Annotated in this window: 28 protein-coding genes; 8 read left to right on the top strand and 20 right to left on the bottom strand. The window is 59.7% G+C overall.

Features of this window, described 5'->3' with window-relative positions:
- Positions 1–15 precede the first annotated feature (15 nt).
- Positions 16–1248: an MFS transporter gene (locus ACZ5FP_RS09360; RefSeq protein ID WP_464659731.1), complete on the top strand. Its 1233-nt coding sequence runs from the start codon at positions 16–18 to the stop codon at positions 1246–1248.
- A gap of 6 nt (positions 1249–1254) precedes the next feature.
- Here ACZ5FP_RS09360 and ACZ5FP_RS09355 read toward each other — a convergent pair whose 3' ends face one another.
- From ACZ5FP_RS09355 to ACZ5FP_RS09335, 5 genes are all read right to left on the bottom strand, one after another.
- On the bottom strand, positions 1255–2433 hold the full coding sequence (locus ACZ5FP_RS09355) for a glycoside hydrolase family 5 protein (RefSeq protein ID WP_464659730.1): 1179 nt from the start codon (positions 2431–2433) through the stop codon (positions 1255–1257).
- Between the two features lie 152 nt (positions 2434–2585).
- On the bottom strand, positions 2586–2873 hold the full coding sequence (locus ACZ5FP_RS09350) for a PTS sugar transporter subunit IIB (protein WP_464659729.1): 288 nt from the start codon (positions 2871–2873) through the stop codon (positions 2586–2588).
- 27 nt (positions 2874–2900) lie between these two features.
- A complete protein-coding gene (locus ACZ5FP_RS09345) occupies positions 2901–3362 on the bottom strand; it encodes a PTS sugar transporter subunit IIA (protein ID WP_223611292.1) in 462 nt (153 codons plus the stop codon).
- Positions 3363–3386: 24 nt separating this feature from the next.
- Positions 3387–4790 (bottom strand): PTS galactitol transporter subunit IIC, encoded by a 1404-nt coding sequence (locus tag ACZ5FP_RS09340; RefSeq protein WP_464659727.1) that lies wholly within the window; start codon positions 4788–4790, stop codon positions 3387–3389.
- 227 nt (positions 4791–5017) lie between these two features.
- Positions 5018–5524 carry a CcdC protein domain-containing protein gene (locus ACZ5FP_RS09335; RefSeq protein ID WP_464659725.1) on the bottom strand — a complete coding sequence of 169 codons (507 nt, stop codon included), beginning with the start codon at positions 5522–5524 and terminating at the stop codon, positions 5018–5020.
- A gap of 76 nt (positions 5525–5600) precedes the next feature.
- Between ACZ5FP_RS09335 and ACZ5FP_RS09330 the strand changes: the two genes are divergently transcribed.
- On the top strand, positions 5601–6194 hold the full coding sequence (locus tag ACZ5FP_RS09330) for a TetR/AcrR family transcriptional regulator (protein ID WP_464659723.1): 594 nt from the start codon (positions 5601–5603) through the stop codon (positions 6192–6194).
- A gap of 25 nt (positions 6195–6219) precedes the next feature.
- Here the strand turns inward: ACZ5FP_RS09330 and ACZ5FP_RS09325 are convergent, their stop codons facing one another.
- The 10 genes from ACZ5FP_RS09325 to rpoZ all read right to left on the bottom strand — a co-directional run bounded on the left by ACZ5FP_RS09325 (position 6220) and on the right by rpoZ (position 14456).
- Positions 6220–6738: a PaaI family thioesterase gene (locus tag ACZ5FP_RS09325; RefSeq protein WP_464659721.1), complete on the bottom strand. Its 519-nt coding sequence runs from the start codon at positions 6736–6738 to the stop codon at positions 6220–6222.
- Positions 6735–7511, bottom strand: a complete 777-nt coding sequence (gene recO, locus ACZ5FP_RS09320) for a DNA repair protein RecO (protein ID WP_464659720.1) — start codon at positions 7509–7511, stop codon at positions 6735–6737. Before recO ends, ACZ5FP_RS09325 begins: the two co-directional genes overlap by 4 nt.
- Before the next feature lie 15 nt (positions 7512–7526).
- A complete protein-coding gene (gene era, locus ACZ5FP_RS09315) occupies positions 7527–8465 on the bottom strand; it encodes a GTPase Era (RefSeq protein WP_464659718.1) in 939 nt (312 codons plus the stop codon).
- On the bottom strand, positions 8462–9175 hold the full coding sequence (gene rnc, locus ACZ5FP_RS09310) for a ribonuclease III (RefSeq protein ID WP_464659717.1): 714 nt from the start codon (positions 9173–9175) through the stop codon (positions 8462–8464). Before rnc ends, era begins: the two co-directional genes overlap by 4 nt.
- Positions 9176–9182: 7 nt before the next feature.
- Positions 9183–9965, bottom strand: coding sequence for a signal peptidase I (gene lepB, locus ACZ5FP_RS09305; RefSeq protein WP_288194245.1), 783 nt, complete (start codon positions 9963–9965; stop codon positions 9183–9185).
- 89 nt (positions 9966–10054) lie between these two features.
- Positions 10055–10459: a holo-ACP synthase gene (acpS, locus tag ACZ5FP_RS09300; RefSeq protein WP_223611301.1), complete on the bottom strand. Its 405-nt coding sequence runs from the start codon at positions 10457–10459 to the stop codon at positions 10055–10057.
- A complete protein-coding gene (locus tag ACZ5FP_RS09295; protein ID WP_464659715.1) occupies positions 10456–11016 on the bottom strand; it encodes a DUF2062 domain-containing protein in 561 nt (186 codons plus the stop codon). The genes acpS and ACZ5FP_RS09295 overlap by 4 nt, the downstream gene beginning before the upstream one ends.
- Positions 11017–11088: 72 nt before the next feature.
- Positions 11089–11667 (bottom strand): orotate phosphoribosyltransferase, encoded by a 579-nt coding sequence (pyrE, locus tag ACZ5FP_RS09290; RefSeq protein ID WP_223611303.1) that lies wholly within the window; start codon positions 11665–11667, stop codon positions 11089–11091.
- Between the two features lie 9 nt (positions 11668–11676).
- A complete protein-coding gene (locus ACZ5FP_RS09285) occupies positions 11677–13899 on the bottom strand; it encodes a RelA/SpoT family protein (RefSeq protein WP_464659714.1) in 2223 nt (740 codons plus the stop codon).
- Between the two features lie 152 nt (positions 13900–14051).
- Complete coding sequence (gene rpoZ, locus ACZ5FP_RS09280) at positions 14052–14456, bottom strand: DNA-directed RNA polymerase subunit omega (RefSeq protein ID WP_223611305.1); 405 nt, start codon at positions 14454–14456, stop codon at positions 14052–14054.
- Positions 14457–14753: 297 nt separating this feature from the next.
- Here rpoZ and ACZ5FP_RS09275 point away from each other — a divergent pair, with 297 nt between their 5' ends.
- Together ACZ5FP_RS09275 and ACZ5FP_RS09270 are read left to right on the top strand one after the other, a co-directional pair.
- The gene (locus tag ACZ5FP_RS09275) at positions 14754–15326 is read left to right on the top strand and encodes a LabA-like NYN domain-containing protein (protein ID WP_223611306.1); all 573 of its coding nucleotides are present in this window, start codon (positions 14754–14756) and stop codon (positions 15324–15326) included.
- 79 nt (positions 15327–15405) lie between these two features.
- The gene (locus ACZ5FP_RS09270) at positions 15406–16062 is read left to right on the top strand and encodes a uracil-DNA glycosylase (protein ID WP_464659712.1); all 657 of its coding nucleotides are present in this window, start codon (positions 15406–15408) and stop codon (positions 16060–16062) included.
- 205 nt (positions 16063–16267) lie between these two features.
- On the opposite strand, the gene smpB is transcribed toward ACZ5FP_RS09270, so the two are convergent.
- Positions 16268–16756 (bottom strand): SsrA-binding protein SmpB, encoded by a 489-nt coding sequence (smpB, locus tag ACZ5FP_RS09265; protein ID WP_464659711.1) that lies wholly within the window; start codon positions 16754–16756, stop codon positions 16268–16270.
- Positions 16757–16932: 176 nt separating this feature from the next.
- Positions 16933–17814: a 4-hydroxy-tetrahydrodipicolinate synthase gene (dapA, locus tag ACZ5FP_RS09260; RefSeq protein ID WP_464659709.1), complete on the bottom strand. Its 882-nt coding sequence runs from the start codon at positions 17812–17814 to the stop codon at positions 16933–16935.
- 265 nt (positions 17815–18079) lie between these two features.
- Between dapA and ACZ5FP_RS09255 the strand changes: the two genes are divergently transcribed.
- Both ACZ5FP_RS09255 and ACZ5FP_RS09250 read left to right on the top strand, forming a co-directional pair.
- Positions 18080–20176: a lytic transglycosylase domain-containing protein gene (locus ACZ5FP_RS09255; protein ID WP_464659707.1), complete on the top strand. Its 2097-nt coding sequence runs from the start codon at positions 18080–18082 to the stop codon at positions 20174–20176.
- Between the two features lie 89 nt (positions 20177–20265).
- Positions 20266–21099 (top strand): alpha/beta fold hydrolase, encoded by an 834-nt coding sequence (locus ACZ5FP_RS09250; RefSeq protein WP_464663227.1) that lies wholly within the window; start codon positions 20266–20268, stop codon positions 21097–21099.
- Here the strand turns inward: ACZ5FP_RS09250 and ACZ5FP_RS09245 are convergent.
- The 3 genes from ACZ5FP_RS09245 to ACZ5FP_RS09235 form a co-directional block, all read right to left on the bottom strand.
- Positions 21096–21755: a hypothetical protein gene (locus tag ACZ5FP_RS09245; protein WP_464659705.1), complete on the bottom strand. Its 660-nt coding sequence runs from the start codon at positions 21753–21755 to the stop codon at positions 21096–21098. The two genes, ACZ5FP_RS09250 and ACZ5FP_RS09245, sit on opposite strands and share 4 nt — an antisense overlap.
- Before the next feature lie 174 nt (positions 21756–21929).
- Complete coding sequence (locus ACZ5FP_RS09240) at positions 21930–22595, bottom strand: BON domain-containing protein (RefSeq protein WP_464659704.1); 666 nt, start codon at positions 22593–22595, stop codon at positions 21930–21932.
- Between the two features lie 178 nt (positions 22596–22773).
- On the bottom strand, positions 22774–23898 hold the full coding sequence (locus tag ACZ5FP_RS09235; protein WP_464659702.1) for a porin: 1125 nt from the start codon (positions 23896–23898) through the stop codon (positions 22774–22776).
- A 405-nt stretch (positions 23899–24303) separates the two neighbouring features.
- Between ACZ5FP_RS09235 and ACZ5FP_RS09230 the strand changes: the two genes are divergently transcribed.
- A complete protein-coding gene (locus ACZ5FP_RS09230) occupies positions 24304–24633 on the top strand; it encodes a DMT family transporter (RefSeq protein ID WP_346306528.1) in 330 nt (109 codons plus the stop codon).
- Between the two features lie 69 nt (positions 24634–24702).
- Positions 24703–25761, top strand: coding sequence for a porin (locus tag ACZ5FP_RS09225; protein WP_464659700.1), 1059 nt, complete (start codon positions 24703–24705; stop codon positions 25759–25761).
- Positions 25762–25892 lie beyond the last annotated feature (131 nt).

The following is a 25892-nucleotide window of genomic DNA, read 5'->3' as shown; positions in this document are numbered from 1 at the left end:
TTAAGGGGAGAGACCATGATTCAATCGCGCACAGCAAAGCCTGCGGGCTTACCGTGGCTGATCATCACCGCCGGTTGTCTCATCGCGGTCATGACATTCGGCCCACGCTCGGCCATGGGTCTTTTCCAGTTGCCGCTGCTGCATGACAAGGGCTGGGACCGCACTACATTCGGCATGGCCATCGCCTTGCAGAATCTGTTCTGGGGTATCGGCCAGCCCTTCTTCGGCGCCATCGCCGACAAATTCGGCACATGGCGGGTCCTGCTGATGTCGGCGATCCTCTACAGCGCCGGGCTGATCCTCATGGCATGGGCTTCCTCACCCGGCATGCTCTATATCGGCGGCGGCCTTCTTGTCGGCCTCGGCATCGCCTCCGGTTCCTTTGGAACGATCCTTTCCGCATTTGCCCGCAATGTTTCGGCCGAAAAACGCACCTTCGTCTTCGGCCTCGGCACCGCAGCGGGTTCCGCCGGCATGTTCGTGTTTTCGCCGCTCAGCCTTGCGCTGATCGAGCGTTTCGGCTGGTCCGATGCGCTGGTCTATCTCGGCATCGCCATGCTGATCGTGCCGCTTCTCGCCATCCCGCTGCGCGGCAATTCCACCAGCGGCCGTGTCAGCGAGGCACAGTACAAGCAATCGATGGGCGAAGCCCTGCGCGAAGCGCTCGGCCACAGAAGCTATGTGCTGCTGACGACAGGCTTTTTCGTCTGCGGCTTCCAGCTGGCGTTCATCACCGCGCATTTTCCCGCCTATATCAGCGATATCGGCATCGATGCCAAATATGCGGTGCTGGCGCTGGCCCTGATCGGCTTTTTCAACGTGATCGGTTCGCTGGCATCCGGCGTCATCAGCCAGCGTTACTCCAAGCCGAAATTCCTCGCCTATCTCTATATCGGCCGCTCGGTGCTGGTGGCGGCGTTCCTGCTGCTGCCGCAGACCGGCGCATCCGTCGTGGTGTTTGCCATCGTGATGGGGCTGATGTGGCTTTCAACCGTACCGCCGACCAATGCGCTGGTCGCCATCATGTTCGGCACGCGCTATCTCGGCATGCTCGGCGGTATCGTGTTCTTGTCGCACCAGATCGGCTCTTTCCTCGGTGTCTGGCTGGGCGGCTATCTCTACGATCACTTCGGCAGCTACAACCCCGTGTGGTGGCTGAGTGTCGTCCTCGGGATTTTCGCCGCCATCGTGCATTGGCCGATTGAAGAGCGCCAGGCGGACCGCCCCGCCCTGCAACCGGCCGAATAGGCTGCGTTACGGCTGAAGGCGCTTACGGATGGGTTCGAATTCCGGCGTGGCCTTGCGCTTGACCGGATCCGGCTCGTTGGCATCGATGGCTTCCCAGTACTTCCAGTTCACCTTTTCCGATCCAAGCTCGTAGTCCATGCCGTCCCAGCTGTCCTCACGGAAACTGTAAAAAGCCCAGTGCAGCCTGTCTTTATCGAGCACGGTCAAGACATCCTCGAGATAGGCCTTGCAACCCGCAAGCATGCGCATGCAGCCATATTCGCCTGCAGCCAGCCGGTTGAGCGGGATATGATGCGCTTTTGCCCAGTCGACCGGCTTGGCGAGGTAATCGGCAACTTTCTGCGCATTCCATGTCACCGTTGATCCGGCATAGGGAACCTCGCCCGGATAGGCATAGGGCTTCTTCCGCTTGATATTCGGCGCGCTTGTTGCTTCGTAGGGTTCGTACATGTGGAAGCTGTAAACGACCTTCGTGTCATCGAGCGGTGTCGGCCAGTAGCTGAAGGCATCGGCAGCCGCATACCACCCGGCATCCGCCATGACAGGTGTGACGGGATCGACCTTGCGGATTTCGGCGATCACCGTGTTGTAGAAGGCGATCAGGTCGCGCGAGCCGCCCTTCTGCTTGCCGTACCAGGCCTGCATGTCCGCAACACTGGCATGTTCGGCAATACCGCCCATCTTCTCCGGCGCGGGCTCGTTGATGATATTGTAGGCCGCAATGGCCGGATGATCCTTCAGGGCGGTCGCCAGATCCCGCCAGAACTGCGCGGCTTCCTGCCATTTTGCCTTGTCCTGCCAGAGCCGGTCATCGAACGTGCCGTTGTTGTTCTGCGACCAGCGCATGGATGGCAGGGACAGCGGCGTGATGACGACCTTGAGGCCGGCCTTATCAGCGCGGTCGAGCGTCGCCCTCAGCGTGGCAAGATCGGCTGCGGGAATGCCTTCATAGTGATCGGCATCGCCGATGAGAAAATCCCGTCTCGCCGGCTTCCACTTGTCGTAGGAGAGCCGCACCCAGCTTGCGCCATATTTCTTCAAGGCGTCGAAATAGGCCTGGTCCGGCGGCAAGCGATTGAAACTGTTGCCGCCATGCTGCGGCGTATCCCAGAAAGTGATGAGATCGGCGGCATTGGCGGCGCAGCTCATGGCGAGGGAGAGAAACAGGGTCGTCGCGATACGCATGGGCACTCCTTCGGATCAATGGTCAGAGGGACAACTGACGGGGCACTGCGGCGGCAATGGGCCGGGTTTTGCCCGGCACGACGGTTATAAACAGAAACCGCCGCCTGACGGGTCAGACGGCGGCGATTTGCATCGATATGGTAAGCGCTTCGTTAATCGCGCAATGCCGCCTCGATCTTGTCGAGCGCCTCGGCCTTGCCGATGCCGGTGAGGAAGGCGAGCGTCGTGATCACCGGCTTGCCGAGATCCTTCGGCAACTGGGTCGTGGTGACGACAAGGTCGACATCATCGATCTGGCTGGCTACCTCGGTCGCCTTGCACTGGCGTGAATTGAAGGTAATGCCGCGTTCCTTCAGCGCGTCCTCCACCGCGTGAGCGACGACGGTCGACGTCGCGATACCGGTTCCGCAGGCGAAAAGTACAGTCTTTTGTTTGGTCATTGGTCCCTCTTCATCCCGGATGGCGCATCAGGCCAAAAGCCGGGTCACATCGTCAACAGTGGTGGATCGCATCAGGGCGGAGATCGTATCCGCCGACTGAATGGTCAAGGCGATTTCCTGCAGCATTTCAATCTGCTGGTCCTTGTCGTTGAGGGCCATCAGAAAAACCACGCTGACCTGCAGTTTTTCCTCCGGGTCCTCCATATTGCAAAAGGCCACCGGTCTGCACAGCGTCGCCATGGCGAGGCCCGGTTTCAGCACATGTTCCGGGTCCGTGTGGGGAATGGCAACATTGTTGTCCAACCCCAGCGGCAAGCCGGTGGGCAGCGCCGCCTCGCGGGCAAGCACCGCCGCGGCAAAGCTCGGCTTCACATAACCCAGGCTGTGCAAACGATCGGAAAGGATCCGGATCACGTCCTGATCATTCCCGGCCTCGACCCCAAGGATAATCGCCCCGGGATCGAGATAGTTCATCAGGGCTTTCGCCATTCACTTACTCCAGTACACGTCTTGTCAGGCAGTCTTGTCGGCGTTTTCATCGGCACCGGCGGCACGTTCCCATGCGGCGGTGTTGCGGTGATAGGCCCAGAAGGCACCGGCGATGACGATAGCAATGACACCAAGACCCGCCGCGCCGAGACCGCGGATCGCAGCGATCACCGCATAGGACACCCACAGGAACCCGTCGACGACGCTGGTGATCTGCACCGCATTGGCCGGCATCTTGAAGCCGGACGACTGGGCCGCGCTGGTGAACAGCGGTGCCAGCGCGTTGGCGACGTAGAAGCCTACAGCCAGCGTGAAGGTGCCGACAATGACCATGCGGAAGACATTCCCCTTCAACAGCGGCGCTGTCATGGCGACGACGAACGGAATAACCGCGAGATCGGCAAAAAGAATGACGCGGTTGCCCGGCAGGATCACCGAGAGGATGATGGCAATCGGCACCAGGATCAGTGACGAAGAGATCGCCGCGGGATGACCGATCAGAATTGCCGAATCAAGCCCGACCAGCAATTCCCTGTCGCCCGTCCGCTTCTTGACGAAGGCCTGTGCCGCATCGGAAACCGGCAGAAGCCCTTCCATCAATATCTTGACCATGCGCGGCAGCAGCAGCATCACGGCAGCCAAGGTCATGCCGGTCTGCAGCACCTTGCTGAGAACCACGCCGAAATCCCCGGCGTTGTAATAAGCGATCACGCCCAGCACGAGACCGATGATCAGGCCGAGAATGACCGGCTCACCGAAGACGCCGAAGCGCTTTTCGAAGGTTTCGGTGTTGATCTCGATCTTGTTGATGCCGGGAATCCGTTCGATGATCCAGTTCAAGACGATGGCAATCGGCAGGATTTGCGCTGAGGCCAGATGCGGCACGGAAATGCCGGGAATGCCATAGAACTGCTGCACGGCCTTGGCCGACCAGTCGGCAAAGAGCAGGCAGAGTGCGACCATCAGCGCCGCGACGATCAGGCCGTAGGCCAGGCTGTCGGTGGCCGCGACGGCGAGCGAGCCGATGAAGGCAAAGTGCCAGAAATTCCACACGTCGACGTTCAGCGTGCGGGTCATGCGCGTCAAAAGCAGCACGATATTGACCGCGATGCCGATGGGAATCACCCACAGGCCGACGGACGATCCGAAGGCGATGGCAGCGGCCGACGGCCAACCCACATCGACGATATCGCGCTGAATGCCGGTATTGGTGACGATCGCCTTGGCGACATCGCCAATCGATGTCAGCATCAGCCCGAGCACCAGATTGATACCGATAAAGGCAACGCCGATGGTGACGGCTGCACGGAACGCGCGCCCCACCTTGGCGCCAAGCACCACGGCAATGATGAAAATAACGATCGGCAAGAGGACCGTCGGCCCCATCGTGTCGACGGCAGCCTTCAGGCCCGCCAAGAAACTGTCCATTTAAACCTCCCCAGCAACCCTGCGGCTGCGATACCCCAAACGCTGTTTTCGCGTCGCGCCAATGTTTGACAGGATATGCGGGAAAAACTAGCGGATTTTCCGAAAATTCGACCGAAATTCACACTTGTGCGCAGCGATTTCGCTGCAATTTCCCAGTTCCTGGGCAGATTTTCACGGACCGGGTAAAAGCTTGATCATTCCGGCCGGCAAACCCCGAAAACGCGCGTTCAAGATGCCTCTGGAACCGGCACTGCCTGCTGGTCGCGATACCGCAGTGCAAGGTTGACATTGCGTCCTGCGGTCATGCCGAGAAACCACGCCCAGACACCCGCGGCAATCGGCTGGACCGGCCAAGCGGCAACCCATGCAGCATGGGATTCGATGCCGTAATGCAGGGTGAATTCGAAGGCGAAGCTGGCAAGGATAATCGCGAACATCATGATGTCACCCGGCACGGTGATCTGTCCGGCCTGCTGGTCGATGGCGATGGTCCAGCGGCGGGCGTGATGCCAGCCGAGCGCCAGCCCGATGGCGAGTCCCAGCAGCGCGGCAAGAATGTCCCGATCCGCCGGATGCGGAAACAGGCCGAAGAACCCGCGAAAACCGAGAGCCGCAAACAACAGGGGCATGATGAGAAGCCGCCGGATGCGGATCGTGCGCCGGAAGCAGCGCGTAACCCCGACCCACAGCAATGCAATGAAGATAAAATAGACGTAGACCGGGATATGTGACATGGCAAAATCCGTTCTGATTGCAAGCGCATCTCAAATAAACTAGAATCCTAACAGTGTAAAGATGGTCTGAATACGCATGGACGAACACGATCAAAACCCCGCCGGTTATCATCATGGCAATCTGCGCCAGGCGCTGCTTGCTGCCGCCCGCGGGCTGCTGGAGGAACGCGGCCCCGGCGCCTTGAGTTTGCGCGAGATCGCCCGCCGGGTCGGCGTATCCGCGCCTTCGGCCTATCATCACTTCGCCAGCCTCGATGCCATTGCCGTGTCACTGGCAGAGCAGGGATTCACGGAATTCGCCGAGCAGCTGGAAGCAGCCCCGACCAATGCCAAGGGCATGCTGGCGCCGACCGGCGAGGCCTATATCGCCTTTGCCCGCGCCAATCCGGCGCTTTACCGCCTGATGTTCGGTGAAGGATTGCGCGGTGCCTCGAGGGAAAGCGAGGCCGTGCGCGCGCTGCGCCAGCGCGCCTATGAAAAGGTCAAAGCCGGCCTGTACAAAAGGCTGCCCGCAGAAGAGGTTCCCGCAGCCGCCCTGTTTCTATGGTCGCTGACCCACGGGCTGGCATTGCTGATGATCGACGGGCAAGTGGACGCCGGGGCTGATGCCGACGCATTGATCCGAAAGGTTCTGAGACTGTCGGGAACCGGCTTGCCGAGCGCCGGGTAGAAAGATCTGATGGCCGTCAAAAACCTCAGCCGCCGCGCATGAAACTTTCAAGCGGGAAAATCGCGCACGTCTCGGTGCCGTGGGCCAGCAGCTTGCCGTTGGCATCGCGCAGGAAGGCTTCCGAGGTCGCCAGCGTGCGGCCGCGATGCACAAGCTTGCCCTCGCAGAAGACAGGGCCGGTATCGGGCGACAGCGGCCGCACCAGATTCACCTTGAATTCCACTGTGGTGTAGGCTTCGCCCGGCTTCAGGGTCGTCATCACGCAGCAGGCCAGCGCCGAGTCCATCAATGTCGCCACCCAGCCGCCATGAATGCCGCCCAGCGGATTGAGATGCTCCTGCGCCGGGACGCCCTTGAAGACAACCCGGTTCGGCTCGACCTCGTGCAGGGCGAAAGACAGGGTTTTGGCCATGGGCGGAGCGGGATACTCCCCGCGCAGCATCGCCTGCAGGACGTCGAGACCGCTGCGCTTTGCCAGATCGGCAAGCGGCAGCGTACCGATGCCACCGGGAAACGCGATGGCAGGCATGGTATCTGAACTCATGGTTGTGCTGACCTTTCCTGCGCGGCCTGGCCCTGCCCTGCCGTCCTTGCTATCGAGCGCGATACCGCCGTCAAAAATCCGTCGCGCGACTCCGGCGCCTTCAGCGCCCGCGGTTCCCAGACGTGACGGGTGAAGAAGAAACTGGTCAGGCGGAAAGCATCCGTCAGTTCCGCGAGCGACGCCGCCCGCACCGTCGAACTGATCATGAATGGCGGCATCGCCAGAAGCTTGTCGGCCCAGGGCGCACCGGCATCGCGCGATACAGCCCGGCCGGATTTCGGCGAGACATAGGCAAGGTTGTCGCCGCTGCCCGTCGCCGCGCAGCGTTTCAGGTCGAGCCCGAAACCCAGCTCCTCCAGCATCATCACCTCGAAGCGCAACAGCAATTCACCCGAGATCAGCGGGTCGTCGCAATGTTCGAGGATGATGGCAAGCGTCTCGAAAAGCCCCTGATGCGGATCACGCTCCGGCAGGAGGCGCAGATGCGCTGCAGCTAGCTGCAGCGCATAGAGGCCGACGGGCTGTTCGATCAGCCGGGCGGCGGCAAAGGATACCGGCTCGACCTGCATCATGCCGAGATGCTCGTCAATGCGCGCGCGCCAGATCACATCCACCCGGTTGCCCGGCTGCAGCAGCGGCTGCATGCGGCGGGAGCGGCCGCCGCGCACCAGCCCCATATGGCGGCCATGCGCGCGCGTCATCAGTTCGAGGATCGCACTGGTTTCCCCGTGCCGCCTCGTTCCGAGTATGATTCCTTCATCCCGCCATTCCATGAGGCGAGACTCGCGCTATCCGTGCGGGAATTCAAGGCCCATTTCGCGGTAGCGCTCGGGATCATTGCCCCAATTGTCACGCACCTTGACGAACAGGAACAGATGGACCTTCTGTTCGAGGATTTCCATCAGTTCCTTGCGGGCGGACTGGCCGATGGCCTTGATCGCCTGCCCCTCGTGGCCGAGCACGATCTTCTTCTGGCTGTCGCGCTCGACATAGATCACCTGCTGGATGCGGACGGAACCATCCGGCTTCTCTTCCCAGCTTTCGGTCTCGATGGTCGACGAGTATGGCAACTCATTGTGCAGGCGCAGGTAAAGCTTTTCCCGGGTGATTTCCGCCGCCAGCATGCGCATCGGCATATCGGAAATCTGGTCTTCCGGGTAATACCACGGACCTTCCGGCAGGTTGTCGGCGAGGTACTTCAACAGATCCTTGCAGCCATAGCCCTTCAGGGCCGAAATCATGAACGTCTTGTCGAAATTCACCTTCTCGTTGGCGCGCTGCGCCAGTTCCAGGAGTTTCGGCGCTTCGATGCGGTCGACCTTGTTGAGGACGAGAATGACCTTGCGCTTCTTCTCGTGCAGGCTGCCCAGAATGGCTTCCGCTTCTTCGTTGATACCCTCTTCCACGTCGATCAGCACCAGAATGAGGTCGGCATCCTTGGCGCCGCCCCAGGCTGTCGTCACCATGGCGCGGTCGAGCCGGCGCTTGGGTTTGAAAATACCGGGGGTATCGACCAGCACCATCTGCGTGCGGTCGTGAATGACGATGCCGCGCACCAGCGCGCGCGTGGTCTGGACCTTGTGGGTGACGATCGAAACCTTGCTGCCGACCAGCTGGTTGACCAGCGTCGACTTGCCGGCATTCGGCGCGCCGATCAAGGCGATGAAGCCCGAACGCGTCGGGCCTTCGGGCTGGGCCGTTTCCGGCGTTGCATCCTGGTCGGTCATGTCTGTCCTTCTTCCTGCGTCTTCTGACGGACGCCTTCCCGGTAAAGCAGGGCAACGGCCGCTTCCTGCTCGGCAATGCGCTTGGAGCGCCCCGTGCCGGTGGCTGGCGCAAAGCCCTTCACCTCTACCTTCACCGTAAATTGTGGATCGTGGTCCGGGCCGGTGCGCTCGACCACGCTGTATATGGGCTGGGCACCATCCTGCTGGTGTGCCCATTCCTGCAATTCCGTCTTGGGATCGCGCTGCGCCGAGTTGATCTCGCGCGAGCGGGCATCCCAATACCGCTGGATGAAAGGTTGCGCCGCTTCCAGCCCGCCGTCCAGATAAATCGTTGCGATCAGCGATTCCACCACGTCGGCTCGCAGGCTTTTCAGCCGCTTGTCCGCCAGTCCCTTCACATCGGAGCCGGTGCGGATGAATTCATGCAGGCCGATTTCATCGGCCACCGCAGCGCATGTATCGGCATTGACCAGCGAGTTCAGGCGCAGCGACAACTCCCCTTCGCTCGCGGTCGGATAGGCACGGAAGAGCATTTCGGCAATGACCAGCCCGAGAACGCGATCGCCGAGGAATTCGAGCCGTTCATAATCCGATCCGACCGACTGGCGGGCACTGGCATGGGTCAGCGCGCGCTCCAGGCGGGCGAGATCGCGAAATGTGTGGCTCGTCTGCTCCTCCAGTCTGCGAACGGCGTCAGCGGACAGGGTCATGGGCGGCTCATTGGCTCTTCGGGGTGAAGGAGGTTCCGTTCACGCTGTGAAGCAGACGGTCAAAGCGCAGCTCCGACGGCCAGCGCCACAGTTCCAGCGGGCTTGCCTTGCCGGCAATGGAGAAGAAGATGATGTTGGCACGGCCGATGAAGTTTTCGAAGGGCACGTAGCCGACGTCAAAGCGGCTGTCGGCGGAATTGTCGCGATTGTCACCCATCATGAAATAGTGGCCGGCCGGCACAACGAATTCACGCGTGTCGTCGCCGAGACCATTGGGGGTCAAATCGAGCGTGTCATAGGTCACGCCGTTCGGCAGCGTTTCGCGGTAGACATCCACGGGACGGTTGACTTCGGTGACATCGGGATTGTTGATCTGGCCAACCTTGACGCGCGGCACGGCCACGTCGTTGAGGTAAAGCACGCCGCCACGCATCTGCACGCGGTCACCGGGAAGGCCGACCACACGCTTGATGAAATCCAGCGATGTATCGTTGGGCTTGCGGAACACGGCAATGTCGCCGCGCTGCGGCTCGCTGGCCCAGATGCGCCCGGAAAACAGATTCGGCGCAAAGGGAATCGAGTATTTCGAGAAGCCGTAGGAGAATTTCGAAACGAAGAGATAATCGCCCTCAAGCAGGGTCGGACGCATCGAACCGGACGGAATGTTGAACGGCTGGAACAGCACGGTCCGGATCACCAGAGCGAGCAGCAGGGCCTGCACGACAACGCTGATCGTCTCGCCAAGACCGCCAGATTTTTTCACAACAGATTTGTCGCTCACGCTCGTCATATCTCCAAATTTCTAAGCTGCACCCTCTTAACCGCTGAATCTGCAGGGAGCAATGCTACATAGCTCTGCTCAATGGCGTTTGATTGCGGCTATTCCACGATTTTCAGCGCTTCGATAATCACGAATGCTTGCGCAAGCGGAAAATCGTCGGTGATCGTCACGTGGATGTGCGCGGTATGTCCGGCGGGCAGAATCGCCTCAAGCCGACGGGCGGCACCATTGGTCAGCCGCATCGTCGGCGCGCCGCTCGGAAGGTTGATCACCCCCATGTCGCGCCAGAAAACACCTTCGGACAACCCCGTCCCGAGCGCCTTGGCGCAGGCCTCCTTGGCCGCAAAACGCTTGGCATAGGAGGCGGCGCGCAGCTTGCGCCGTTCGGAGCGGGCCTGCTCGACCGGCGTGTAGACACGATCGATGAAGCGCTGGCCATGCCGCTCCAATGTCTTTTCAATCCGTCTTATATCAATCAGGTCACTGCCGATCCCGATGATCATGAGGGTTCGGCCACCTTTTCCAGCGCATAACCGGCCTTGCGGCGGTGCTGGAAGCTGGCAACGATCCAGCGGGTCGGGAAATAGACCACCAGGGCGGCGATGAAACCGAGGGGTATCGCGCCGATCAGCATCGGCTTGACGATCGGGCCCCACAATTCGGCGAAATCCAGATGCCGCAGCATGTGGCCGAGATGATGCGGGAAAGGCTCGTCGCTGGGACCGCCGCTCAGGATGAACCGCCCGGCCTCCAGCGTCGCGCCCCAGATAAACGGCAGGAACAGCGGATTGCCGAGCGTCGTGCCAAGGATGGCGGCGGCAATGTTGCCGCCGATGATCCAGGCTATCGCCAGCGCCACGGCGATATGCACGCCGAGAATGGGAATGAACGAGGAAAAAATGCCGGCGGCAAGCCCTGCCGCAATGGCGTGCGGGGTTGCCCGCAGCCGCAGCACGCGCTTGCCGAAATAGCGCAGCGACCGGCCGACCGAGCGGCGCGGCCACAACGCAGTACGCATCCGTTCACGGAAGCCCGGTTTGATACGCCGTTTGAAGAGCATTGGTATTCAAGTCCCTCGACGCCGGAGCCAGCGAGTGCGCAACTGGCTCAAGCGCTCACGTCTTTTGGTTAATCAAATATTACGACTACCAGGCTTAACAGGCGGAATTGCGGCAAGCTCTGGCGGTAATTGGTCCGCAGGATAGGCCGGGACTTCATATTCCGCCAGTGCAATCAGCGGCACGCCGACATCTGTCTTGCCGGCGGAGCGATCGATAATGCAGGCAGCAGCCAGAACCTCGGCGCCCAGTTCCTGCAAGGTGGTGACCGTCTCGCGGATCGACAAGCCCGTCGACACGATATCTTCGACGATGACGACGCGCGCACCTTTGGCAATTTCAAAGCGGCGCAGGCGGAACACACCGTTCTCGCGTTCGACCCAGATGGCCGGGACGCCGAGATGGCGCGATGTTTCATAGGCCGGGATGATGCCGCCAATGGCTGGTCCCACCACATAGTCGATCGGGCCAAGACCGGCATTCCTGATCTTGTCGGCGAGCGCTCGGCACACGCGCTCGGTCTTGTCCGCATGCATGAACACGCGGGCCTTTTGCAGGAATGTCGGGCTGCGCAAGCCCGATGTCAGGATAAAATGCCCTTCGAGCACTGCCCCTGCTTCGCGAAATACCTGCAGAACTTCATCCGTATTCATGTGTGCCCTCTATCCGTTCACGCGCTGTGCGTCGCTGACGCACTTGCTTTCCTTGAGTTTCGACAGGATCCGGTTGAGATGTTTCAGATCCCAGACCTCCAGGTCGACGATCATCTGCGTAAAGTCAGGCGCCGTGCGGACCATGGAGAGATTGTGAATATTGGTTTCGTTCGCCGCGATGATCTCGGCGATTTCTGCCAACGAACCCGGCGCATTGATCGCCGAAATGTTGATGCGGGCCGGGAACCGGTCGCGCCTGCTCTCGTCGATATCCCAGCGCACGTCGATCCAACGCTCCGGCTGGTCGTCATAGGCCATCAGCGCCGATGACTGGATCGGGTAGATGGTCATGCCCGCACCGGGCTGCAGAATGCCGACGATGCGGTCGCCGGGCACCGCACCTTCCGGCGAGAAGTGCACGGGCATGTCGGGGCTTGCCCCGCGGATCGGCAGGGCATGCGGGCCGCCCGGCTCCCATCCCGCCGCGCCGTCGCTGCCTTCCGGCATCTTGAAGATCATGCCCGACGTGTTGCGGAAATTGACCCAGCCTTCCTCGCGCTCGCTCTGTGTCGGCTTGGGCTTGGAGTCCTGATACTCCGGATAGACCGCCTTCATGACATCGGAGGACGGCAGTTCCCCGCGGCCGACCGCGGCCAGAACATCGTCGATCTCCTTGCGCGCCAGGCGCGGCAGGCCCTTCTTCAGTTCGTCGCGCGAATAGACTTTCCCGGCCCGCTCGAAAGCCCGCTCGAGAATCTGCGTGCCGAGGCCGGAATACTGCTTGCGCACCGCAATGCGCGTGGCACGGCGGATGGCAGCGCGCGCCTTGCCGGTGACGACCACCGATTCCCAGGCCGCCGGCGGTGTCTGCGCCTTGGATCGGATGATCTCGACCTCATCGCCATTATGCAATTCGGTCATCAATGGCATGATGCGGCCATTGACCTTGGCGCCAACGCAGCTGTCGCCGATATTGGTGTGCACCGCATAGGCGAAATCGATCGGCGTTGCCCCGCGCGGCAGGGCGATGAGCCGGCCCTTCGGCGTGAAGCAGAAGACCTGGTCCTGAAACAGCTCCAGCTTGGTGTGTTCGAGAAACTCTTCCGGATTGTCGCCTTCCGCCAGGGCTTCGATGGTCTGGCGCAACCACGCATAGGCGTTGGTTTCCGTCGAAATGACATGCGGGTTCTGCGCGCTGCCGCGATCCTTGTAGATCGAGTGGGCGGCCACGCCGTATTCGGCAATGTCGTTCATTTCGCGGGTGCGGATCTGCAGTTCGACACGCTGGCGCGACGGACCGACGATGGTGGTGTGGATCGAACGGTAGTCGTTCTGCTTGGGCGTCGAGATATAATCCTTGAAGCGGCCCGGCACCATCGACCACGTGGTATGGATGATGCCAAGCGCATTGTAGCAATCGGCGACGGTATCGACGACAACGCGGAAGCCGAAGATATCGGAGAGCTGTTCGAAGGAGAGCCCCTTGCTTTCCATCTTGCGGAACACCGACCAGGCCTTCTTCTGCCGGCTTTTGACACTGGCCTTGATGCCGCGCTTTTCGAACAGGCTGGAAAGATCGGTTTCGATCTGCGTCAGCGTGCTGCGGTTCTTTTCCATCAGCTCGGCGAGCCGGTTGGTCACGGCATTGAAAGCTTCGGGATTGATGTAGCGGAAGGCCAGCCCTTCCAGTTCCTCGCGCATATCCTGCATGCCCATGCGCCCGGCGAGCGGCGCATAGATATCCATTGTTTCCTCGGAAATGCGCAAACGCTTGTCCGGCGGCACGTGATGCAGCGTGCGCATATTGTGCAGGCGGTCGGCGAGCTTGACCAGCAGCACCCGCACATCGTCGGAAATGGCGAGAAGCAGCTTGCGCAGGTTTTCCGCCTGCACGGCCTTTTTCGAGACGAGGTCCAGCTTTTTCAGCTTGGTCAGGCCTTCGACGAGTTTGCCGATGTCGGGCCCGAACAGCGTGTCGATTTCCTGCCGGGTCGCCGAGGTATCCTCGATGGTGTCATGCAGCAGGGCAATGGCGATCGTCGCCTCGTCCAGATGCATGTCGGTGAGGATCGCGGCCACTTCGAGCGGATGGGAAAAATACGGATCGCCCGATGCACGTTTCTGGTGACCATGCTTCTGCATGGCATAGACATAGGCTTTGTTGAGAAGCGCCTCATTGACGTCAGGCTTGTAACGCTGAACACGCTCGACAAGCTCATACTGACGCATCATGGACGGAAGCCTCCAAACCCAAAACTCTAAATTATCGAGCGATATATGGTAATTGCGTTACCAAGACGCAAAAATAATGCGCCGCAGAAAGACTGCGACGCATCACGATAGCCTGAACCGGCAATCAGTCGCGCTGAAAGCGCGACATTTGATTAATAGTCGTCGCTTTTTTCCGGAGCTACCAGACCTTCGATACCGGCCAGCAATTCCTCTTCCGACATGCTGTCGAAGGAAACATTGTCGTCTGCCTCGATCTCGGCAATCTCGTTGCCTTCGCTGTCGCCGGAGGTGACCTGCGGTACCACAGCAACGGCTTCCGGCTCATCGACTTCCACATGCTTCTGCAGCGAATGGATCAGATCTTCCTTGAGATCGCCCGGCGAAAGCGTTTCCTCTGCGATTTCGCGCAGGGCAACAACCGGATTCTTATCATTGTCGCGATCGATGGTGATCGCTGCACCCTGTGAAATCAGGCGCGCGCGGTGACTGGCGAGCAAAACCAGTTCAAACCGGTTTTCGACCTTGTCAACGCAATCTTCAACAGTGACGCGGGCCATGAGCTGCCCCTTTCATTTTTAACTGAATTAGCGGATTAAGCGGGACATAACGCGGTTACACGGAAAAAACAAGCAAAAGCCGTCAGCAGGTTCAACGCAGGCTGTTTAACAGTAAAAAACAATCACCATATATTGAGCGGCTCCATCCAAAATTCGGACAAATTTTCCGCCCAGCTATTGGCTTTTCACCGAACCCGACGTAGTAAATATGCTACTTTCGTATAAGATCAGATCGAGCTTTATTACCTTCTAGCTGATTTGAAATTGAAGCTCACCTTTTTGAAATGGAACCTTATTATGTTTGATCCACGTGAAAAGATCGTTTTGTTTATCGATGGTGCAAATCTCTACGCGGCCTCAAAGGTACTGGGATTTGATATTGACTATCGCAAACTTCTTACAGCTTTCCAGAAAAGAGGCTATTTGCTTCGCGCGTATTACTACACAGCGCTTGTAGAAGATCAGGAATACTCATCGATACGCCCATTGATCGATTGGCTTGATTACAACGGATATAAGGTTGTTACGAAACCCGCAAAAGAATTTACCGATTCTGCCGGCCGCCGTAAGATCAAGGGCAATATGGACATTGAACTTGCTGTCGATGCCATGCAGTTGACGGACACGGTGGACCATTTTGTTATCTTCTCCGGCGACGGCGATTTCCGCTCCCTGGTGGAAGCCTTGCAGCGCAAGGGCCGCAAGGTCAGCGTCGTCTCGACACTTTCGACCCAGCCGCCAATGATATCGGACGAACTGCGCCGTCAGGCGGATCACTTCATCGACCTGACATCGCTGCGCACCGAAATCGGCCGCGAGGCATCCGAGCGCGCACCGCGCCGCGTCGAAGAAGAACAGGTCGATTACTAATAATCGCTTATTGATATTTGTGGAAAGATTCGGAAATGCCGCATGGAAAACCATGCGGCATTGTGCTTTTTAGCGCCCTATGAGTGTCGAACCTTCCCCCGATTGCCCGATCTGCCCGCGACTGCATGACTTCATCGCCGGATGGCGCGTCAAAGAACCGGCGTGGCACAACGCGCCGGTCCCCGCCTTCCTGCCTGCGGGTGGGATTGAGTCGGTTCAGCTGCTCATTATCGGGCTCGCACCCGGCCTGCGCGGCGCCAACAGGACGGGCCGCCCGTTCACCGGCGACTATGCGGGGGATTTGCTTTACGGCACGCTGGCAGAATTCGGCTTTTCCCGCGGCACTTTCGCCGCCCGGCCGGATGACGGCCTGGAACTGCTCGATGCGGCGATCGTCAACGCCGTTCGCTGTGTTCCGCCGGAAAACAAGCCTGTCGGCGGCGAGATCAACAATTGCCGGCGGTTTCTGACGCCGACCATCCAGCAGTTCCGCAACCTGCGCGCCATCGTGACCCTTGGCACCATCGCGCACCAGTCGACGATACGGTCGCTGAAGCAGCCGGTGGCGAAATTTCCGTTCAGCCATGGCGGACAGTCCGACATCGGCGATATCCGCATTTTTTCCAGCTATCACTGTTCGCGCTACAACACGAACACCGGACGCCTGACCGAACCCATGTTCAAGAGCGTCTTCGCTGCCGTGCGCGCCCATCTGGACACCGTGGCTGCAAGGTAACACGCTGATTATCTCTCCCCTTGCGGGAGAGAACGGATTTTCTTGGATTTAGCCCCCTTTGCTAAATCCTTAGAAAATCCAAGAGAGGGGGAATAGCAATTTCTGTCAAATCCCCTCTCTGGCGATTTCTAGCACTTAGCAAGAGCTAAGATGCTGAAACCGCTTTCTCCCCCGCAAGGGGGGAGATAAGCGTCGGCACTTATTTTCAACCGCGGTCGCGCAGCAGCCGTGACTTCTCACGGTTCCAGTCGCGCTGCTTTTCCGTCTCGCGCTTGTCGTGCAGTTTCTTGCCGCGGGCAACGGCAAGTTCGAGCTTCGCCCTGCCCTGATCGTTGAAATAGAGTTTCAGCGGCACGACGGTCATGCCTTCGCGGTCCACCGATTGCGCCAGGCGTGCCATTTCACGCTTGCTGACCAGCAGCTTGCGGTGGCGGCGCGGCGCGTGGTTGAAGCGGTTGGCCTGCAGATATTCCGGAATATAGGAATTGATCAGCCAGAACTCGCCGTTCTCGAGGCTCGCGTAGCTTTCGGCAATGTTGGACTGGTTGTTGCGCAGGGATTTGACTTCCGTGCCCTGCAACACAATGCCAGCCTCCATCGTGTCGAGAATCTCGAAATTGAAGCGCGCTCTGCGGTTCTCGGCAATGACCTTGCGAACCGTAATGGTTTTTTTGGCAGCTTTGGGCTTGTTCATGAGGCCTATATAATGCTTTGCAAGTAGGTCGTACACTCACAAATCTGGTCGAAATGGCGCCTGAAACGGCATGAAGATGCGAGGAGAGGCGCGAAGGGAGGGGTCTTTCCCCCGGCCGAGCAGTTCGACACGGCAGCTTGCAGCCGTTTCGGCGTCCGGAGGATATGGCTCAATTGTCAGTTGATCAAACCCGCATGTTTCATCGCCTGATCGATACGTTCGGCGGTAGCCGCTTCAATCGGGACGAGCGGGGAACGCACCGAATTGTTCATCTTGCCGAGCTTGGCCAGGGCATATTTCGGGCCTGTCGGGTTTGGTTCGATAAACAGCGCCTTGTGCAGCGGCATCAGGCGGTCCTGAATGGCAAGCGCCGCGGTGAAGTCGCCCCGCAGGGTCGCAGCCTGGAACTCAGCACACAGGCGCGGCGCGACGTTCGAGGTGACGGAGATGCAGCCGACACCGCCATGGGCGTTGAAGCCGAGCGCCGTCGCGTCCTCGCCGGACAGCTGGATGAAATCCAGACCGCAGGTGATGCGCTGTTCCGAAACACGCTCGATCTTGCCTGTCGCATCCTTCACGCCGGCAATGTTCTTGAAGTCATGCGCCAGCTGGCCCATCGTCTCCGGGGTCATGTCGATGATCGAACGGCCGGGAATGTTGTAGATGATGATCGGCAGCGAGACGGATTCGGCCACGGCCTTGTAATGGGCATAGAGGCCGCGCTGGTTCGGCTTGTTGTAATAGGGCGTGACGACGAGAACCGCGTCTGCCCCGGCCTTTTCCGCATGCTGCGCCAGCTCGATGGCTTCGCGTGTGTTGTTGGAGCCGGCACCGGCAATCACCGGCACCTTGCCCTTGGCTTCCTCAATGCAGACTTCGACCACGCGTTTGTGCTCGGCATGGGACAGCGTCGGCGACTCGCCCGTCGTTCCGACAGGCACGAAACCATTGGTGCCCTCGGCGAGCTGCCAGGCCAGGAATGCGCGAAAGGCTTTCTCGTCAAACGACCCGTTTTGGTCGAATGGCGTGACGAGAGCGGTGATTGAGCCTTTCAGCATGGTGAACTCCAAGAAAACAACGTTAGATCAAGGCCGGGCCAGCATGGCGCCAACCAGGAGGTGGCGCACCATAGTCGTGCAACCTTCGCCGGGCAAGATGATTTCCTTGATGAAAAACAGCAATACAATTGATGTTTTGCGTAGAACCAACGGACCATGCTAACCTTTCGTTAAGATTGCCTTCACACGTCCGCCACTATTATCTGATCCAACAGTTCTGGATCCGGGGCTGCGCGTGATCCTTTCGATTAAATTGGTTGCCTGAATGCTGAGAACTTCTGTTTTGCGTCATGTTCTTCTCGCGTCATCGCTGCTGGTGACGACGGCTTCGTTTGCGCAAAATTCAACGCCGCCCATTCCAACTCTCAAACCGTTTGCGCCCACCCAGACACGGACCAGCCCCGCAGCACAGATCATGGCCAAGCCCGATCCGGTGACCACGGCGGGAATCGCCCAGCCGTCGAAACCGTCGGCCATTGCGGGCAGCCTCAAAAGCGGCCTCGATGCCCTGTCGGGCGGCGACGTGCAGCAGGCTCTCGGCATCCGCAACGGACTGCCGGCCGATGCGCTGGACCGTCATATCCTGACCTGGGCCATCGGCCTGTCGAATGCGCCGGGTGTTCCCAGCTCGGAAATCGCCCATGCGGCAGCGGAACTGCCGGGCTGGCCCGGCATGGCGACCTTCCGCAACAATTCGGAACGGGCGCTGTTCAAGGAGAACCCGCCGGCGGCAACGGTGATCAATGCCTTTGGCGGCACCCCGCCGCAGACGGCCGAAGGCACCATCATCCTGGCCCGCGCCTTTGTCGCCACCGGCAACACCGCCCGTGCCCGTCAGGTTCTCGGCCCCTTCTGGCGCACCAAGAAGCTGGACGATGCGCAGGAAACGGCGATCCTGAAGGAATTTGCGCAGGTCATTCCGCGCGAGGACCATCTGGTGCGCATGCTGACCATGCTTTACGAAGGCAAGGCAAAATCCGCCGGCCGCGTCGCCAAGCTTGCCAATGCCGACGTGCTCTATCAGGCCTTTGCCGCGGTTCTGCAGAAATCGCCGGATGCAGCGCAGAAACTGGCGGCTGTCTCAGGCTCCTGGCAATCGAACCCCGCCTACATCTTTGCCAAGGCGCAGTATCTGCGCCGTCAGGAGCGCTTCAAGGAAGCGGCCGATGTGCTGGCCACCGCGCCGCGCGATGCGGCATCGCTGATTGACCCGGACGCCTGGTGGGTGGAACGGCGCGTGCTGTCACGTGAACTGCTGGATATCGGCGATGCCACGCGCGCCTACAAGATCGCGGCCATGCACAGCGCCGAAACCCCGTCCGTCGCCGCCGAGGCGGAATTCCATGCGGGCTGGTATGCCCTGCGGGCGCTCAAGGACCCGCAGACGGCGCAGCGCCATTTCGCCCGCATCGCCGAGATTTCGTCGCGGCCGATGTCCGCCTCGCGCGCCTATTACTGGCTGGGCCGTTCCGCCGAAGCGGGCGCGGGCGGCAATGCGCGTGACTATTACAGCCGTGCGGCGCGGTTCGGCACGACATTCTATGGCCAGCTGGCCGCCGCCAAGCTCGGACAGGCGAGCCTGCAACTGCCCTATCCACGCCCGAGCGATGCGGATCGCGCCCGTTTTGCCCAGCGCGAAGCCGTGCGCGCCATCCAGCGCCTGGAAGATACCGGCTATGCGCAGCGCGCCGCCATTCTGTACGCCAGCCTGAGCCAGGAACTCGACAGTCCCGGCGAACTGGCATTGCTGGCGGTCATGGCGGAACGCACGAGCAATCACTTCGTCGCCCTGCGTGTCGGCAAGATTGCGGCGCAGCGCGGCATCGACGTCGGCGCCCTGTCGCATCCCATCGGCGCCATCCCCGGCAATGCCAATATTTCCGGTTCCGGGGCTGCCCTTGCCTATGCCATCGCCCGGCAGGAGAGCGAGTTCAACGCCAGCGCCGTTTCCAGCGCGGGCGCGCGCGGCCTGCTGCAGTTGCTGCCCGGCACAGCCAAGGACGTCGCCAAGCGCGCGGGTATTTCCTATTCCAAGGACCGGCTTACCGGCGATGCCGCCTATAACGCCACCCTGGGTGCACGGTTCCTCGGCGAACAGATCGCCAAATTCGACGGTTCCTACGTCCTGACCTTTGCCGGATACAATGCCGGGCCCAACCGCGCCAATGAGTGGGTTTCGCGCTACGGCGATCCGCGCGGCAAATCCGTCGACGAGGTCGTCGACTGGATCGAGCGCATTCCCTACACGGAAACCCGCAATTACGTGCAGCGCGTCATGGAGAACTACGAGGTCTACAAATCGCGGCTCTATGGCAAGGCCCAGATCGAGAGCGATCTGACCGCCGGACGGCTGCAGCGTTAGCCGGGCTCTACACTCAACAACAGGATTGCGGATTGGCCGATTTATTGCGCGACATTCATTTCGACGCCCCCGATGGCCTGCATCTCCATATGAGGCTTTACCAGCCCGAGCACAAAAGCGACAACCTGCCGGTCGTCTGCCTGCCCGGGCTGACCCGCAACAGCCGCGACTTTCACGATCTCGCATTGTCCTTGTCGCAGCACCCGCAGACGCCGCGCCCGGTGGTCAGCGTCGATTATCGCGGACGCGGATTATCGGCCTATGATCCGGACTGGTCGCACTACAATATCGGAATGGAAGCGGGCGATGTCATCGCCGGTCTTGCCCACCTGCAGATCGACCGGGCGATTTTCCTCGGCACATCCCGCGGCGGGCTGATCACGCATATTCTGGCAGCCATCGCACCGCAGCTTCTCGCCGGCGTCATTCTCAATGATATCGGTCCGGAAATAACAGTCGAAGGCCTGCAGCAGATCAGTGCCTATCTCAATGGCGCGCGCCAGCCCGGCGACTGGAATGACGCGGCAGAGTTGCAGCGGTCAGTGCACGGAGCAGCCTTCCCTGCCCTGACCCAGGACGACTGGCAGCGTTTTGCCCGGATGATCTACCGCGAAGACAACGGTGCGATCCGTCCGGATTACGACCCCAATCTCCGCAAGACGATGGAGAACATCGACTATTCGCAAAAGCTGCCGGATCTGTGGGCCCAGTTCGAGCTGATGAAAGACCTGCCGCTGCTGCTGATCCGGGGCGAAAACACCACTTTGCTGGCGCAGGAAACCGTTGACGAGATGGCACGGCGGCATAGCGCGCTGCAGGTGTTCAACGTCGCGGGTCAGGGCCATGCGCCGCTGCTGGAGACAGGCCGCATACCCGAGCTGATCGCCGCGTTTTGCGCAGGGGTCGATTTGCGCGCGGATTAGCCGCTCTTTGCCGGCTTCTTGGGTGCCGCCTTGGCCTTGGCCGCAGCCTTTGCTTTGGCTGGGACGTCCCCTGCCTGCCTGATCATATCGGCAGCCTGCTTCATCCAGCCTTCGCGATGGGCACGGCCGGGGAAGCCAATCGCACGGCTCACCCACGCAGCCTGATCCACATCCCAACCCGCAATCTGGTCAAAGTGAAACACGCCGAGCGTATGAAGCTCCGACTGGATCACGGTGCCGATCCCCTCGATGTCCGACAGGCGATCCGGCTTGCCCCGCCGCGCGTTTTTCAACAGCGCGGGGCGGTGCGTGTCGTCTTGAGATACCCTGACCGCCCGGCTGCTTGCAGTCTTTGCCGCGGTCTTTTGGGCCGGAGCCTTCGTCTTTGATCGCGCGGCCACGGGGGATGCCATCGCCGGGACCGGCTCGGCCGGCGGCACCATTGCCGGACGGGACAGCGGCTTGCTCACATCGTCATTGGCAGGCGTGACCGGCACATGCGTTGCGGCGGCGAGACGGGCGTCAGCGGCGCGCGTCGACTCCTGAGAAACAGAATCGGTTTTCGGAGAGAACCTTTTGAAAAGATGACCCAAAATGGCGCCGATAATGAACGCGGCTGAAATGAGCAAAAGCGCCTGAAGAAGAAAAATGACCACAGCTCGTTACCCCAGTTTCAACACAGATCAGTTGCGCTTGCCGCCCTGGGTCGACCAGCCGACATAGAAACCGACAAGAGCGGCCACCAACAGAAAGAGCCATAGCTTCGTGATGAGATACATGATTGTCCGCGCTCCCGTTGATTGCACTGGATCAGCATTCCCGCCGGGCAATCACCCGGCATTGCCGGCCGGCGGCGGCGCCAGCTTCACCTCGCCCACCCTACCATTACCCGGAAGTTGTGTCTTCAATGCGTTGGTGACGGACTCATAATCCGCGGCATTTGCGGCTGTCCCGGTGATGCTGTAGGTCTCGCCGGCAAGCCGGACCTCACCGCTGATCAGCTGCGATGCCTGTTTCAGCGCGAAATTGGCAAGCTCGACAAATCCCTGCGGCGCGCCGCGCGCGACGGCCATTTCGTCCAGGATTTCAATGCCCGGCATGGCATTTTCAGCCGCAGCCAGAAGCTTGGCACGCGTATCGCCGTAGGGGACATTGCCCGACAGAAGGATGCCCTGATCCGACTTGGTCACCACGAAACTGAAGGGATCGACCAGAGGTAAAAGCGTCGCTGCGTTCTCGACCACGCGAATCCCATCGGTGGTTTCCGCGATTTTTAGCGCCGATGCGAGGGCTTCGGCCGATGGCGCCACCCCCTTGAGGGTCAGATCGCGCCCGTCCACCTCGATGCTGGCCCAGCTGTTATCCGTTTCCAATGCGGCAGCGACGGTCTCCGTCAGTTGGCGGTCCATCGGCTCGGCAAGGAACCAGCCGGCAAGCGTTGTCAAACACGCAACGGTAATCAGACCAGGCCAGAACCAGCTTTTCACAATGTGCATGGATGGCATTTTCCCCTTACGGCAACCGAACAGAATGCTGTCTTGCCCGATGTCGGTGGGAATATCAACACGGCGCCTCGCGGCAAACGGCGAACGCCGGAAAACTGGCCACGCGCGCCACAAAGAAAAACCCGGCAGCTTGCGCTGCCGGGTCCTATGAACTCAATCCTGTTAAGGATTAGAAGTTGCGCTGGAAGCGGATCATGCCACCGAATGCATCGTCGTTGCCGCCGACAGCGGGGCTGGTCGCGATATCCTTACGATGACCGTCGAACTTGGTGTAGCTGATTTCTGGCGTGATCGTGAAGCCAGGAACGAGCTCGTAAGCAACGTTCAAAGTACCAGCAACGGTGCCTTCGGATTCGTATGCAACCTGTGCATTGACAGTTGCCTTATCCGAAACCTTGGCGGACAGACCACCCCAAACAGCCCAGTCGCCTTCCCAGCGGCCGAACCAGTTCAGGCTGCGGACGTGACCGGTCGTGTAATTGTCGTCGAAGTTGGACTGATAGCCACCCATGACGAATGCCTTAACAGCGTCGGTGATCTTGACGTCCAAACGAACCTTACCGGCCCATTCTTCGATAACCGAGTCATAACCAGCAACAGCCGAGATGCCGCCCCAACCCTGCTCGAACTTCACACCACCAAGTACGTGCGGCATGTAGTCATTGATGCGGTAGTCGTGCGAGAAGCCATCGTTGTCCGACTCAACTTCACCCTGTTCAGCAGCGATGATCGCCGAGAAACCGTTACCAGCTGTGAATGTGTAGCTGATCTGGTTGGAAGTGCCTGACTGATAGTTGATCACGTCGTCGTTGATGACATCGCCGGCATAACCGGTCCACGAACCGAACAGTTCGTCAGCAACACCAACGCGGAAACCACCGAGTTCGATGAATGCCTGAGGAATGGAGCTGTTGTTGGAACCGTTCTTATAGTTGAAACGTGTTTCAATGTACGAACGCAGTGTGCCGAGTTCGGTTTCCGAACGGGCGTCAAAGCGGATCGTTGCACGTGTCAGCTTGTCGTATGTGCCGTCGCCATCAGGATCGCTGCCCTGGTTGACGTGGCCGCCGTTGTATACGCTGTCACCGACCTTGGCGTCGTAACGCAGATAGCCGCCGATCTTCAGGCAGGTCTCAGTACCAGGAATGTAGAAGAAGCCCTTGCCGTATGCATCGCAAACGCGAACATATTCGACAGCTTCTGGCTCAGCGACGACAACTGCATCGGCAGCGCGTGCGCCAGTTACTGCAACGAGGGCTGCAGCGGAGCCGAGTAGAAGGCTCTTGATGTTCATTTCTGACCTCCAGTCAAAGTTAAAAATGGGTCTGGGCATTCCAATTTGGCTGAAGGACAACCTTGTCCCCATCCCCTAAGTCCTAGAAGAAATGCGATCAACGCCGTTCCTCTGCGACCGAACATACTCGCCCTCTCGGGGGTTTCAACCATGAATGTCGGCATCCACACCTCGCGGCCCCTCTATGCCTTATCCCTGTTGCACAAATGACACGAAAACGTCGCGACCCCGGCGAAATCTTTACCACTCATTAATATAGGTAACCGGATTTTCATCAATTTCTCTGTATCGATGGCGGAAACGGAACGGTGTTTTGACTCGAAATCGGGCATGCATCACCGGCATATTTGCAGTGTATGCATCGAATCAAATGCGACACGTAGTGATTCTGACAGGTGGTTTGCCATGACTTATTTCTATCTCTTTGTAGCCATAATTTTCGAGGTGGCGGCCACGTCGGCGCTCAAGCAAGCGGATGGTTTTACAAAGCTTTGGCCGTCGCTGATCTGTTTGGCCGGTTATGCGGCGGCTTTCTATTTCCTGTCCATACTGGTCAAGACGATGCCCGTCGGGATCGTTTATGCCATCTGGTCCGGCGCCGGGATCGTGCTCATCGCGGCCATCGGCTGGTTCTGGTTCAAGCAGCCGCTCGACACGCCGGCAATCATCGGCCTTTCGCTGATTATCGCCGGTGTTCTCATCGTCAACCTGTTCTCGGGAACCGTCGGACACTAGAGCCTTTCCTGCCGGCAAAAACCCGTTGAATCACCTGGCCTTCCGTCAAACTTTGACTGGAGGTCAGAAATGAACATCAAGAGCCTTCTACTCGGCTCCGCTGCAGCCCTGGTTGCAGTCACTGGCGCACGCGCTGCCGATGCAGTTGTCGTCGCCGAACCGGAAGCTGTCGAATATGTTCGCGTTTGCGACGCATACGGCAAGGGCTTCTTCTACATCCCCGGAACCGAGACATGCCTGAAAGTCAGCGGTCATGTGCGGTTTGATGCCAAGGGCGGCGATGATGTCTCCAAGGGCGGCAAACTCGGTACCTGGAAACTTCTATCCCGCGCCACCATCCGCTTCGATGCCCGTTCGGACACCGAACTTGGTACATTGCGTTCCTTTGCCGAAACACAGTTCAATTATACGAACGGTGACAACAGTTCGTCGATTCCCCACGCCTATATCTCGCTCGGCGGCTTCCGCATCGGCCTGACCGATTCGCTCTTTGACACATGGACCGGTTCGGCCGGCAGCGTGCTCAGTGACGGCGTGATCTCCTATGCCGGCGGTGGCGACAATCAGGTCAGCTACACCTTCACCGGCGGCAATGGTTTCTCGGCCCTCATCGGCCTGGAACAGGGTGACAAGGATCACGTGATCGTGGACTACGTGCCGCACATCATTGGCGGTGTGAAGTTCGAACAGGCCTGGGGCGGCATCTCCGCTGTTGCCGGCTACGATTCCGTCGTGGAAGAGTTTGGCGGCAAGCTGCGCCTGGATGTAAAGTTCACCGACACTGTCTCCGCCTTCGTTCTGGGCGGCTATCAGTCCGGTTACGGCGACCACGCCAAGGAAAAACGCACCACGTCCTATTACGGCCCGTGGAATGGCGACTGGGCCATCTGGGGCGGTCTGTCCGCCAAGGCTTCGGACAAGGCCACGTTCAACGCGCAGTTGGCCTACGAATCCGAAGGGACCTATGCCGGCGCAATCAATGTCGCCTACGAACTGGTTCCCGGTTTCACCATCACGCCTGAACTCAACTACACCAAGTTCGATGGTGCCCGTAAGGCCAAATCCCTGGCCAGCAATGGAAGCGATGACGCGTTTGGCGGGTTCCTTCGCTTCCAGCGCAACTTCTGATGCCATGACACGCATGACCAGCGCCGGAATTTACCGGCGCTGGATTTTTCCAAATTCATTTTCACCACTCCATTTTCAGCGCCCGTCAACACGGCGCACGGACATTTAGCAGGAAAGGATAGCAAAGCGGT

The sequence above is a fragment of the Phyllobacterium sp. T2-21 genome (assembly GCF_055378485.1).
The sequence above is the reverse complement of the archived record's forward strand: the minus strand, read 5'-3'. Positions and strand labels throughout refer to the sequence as shown.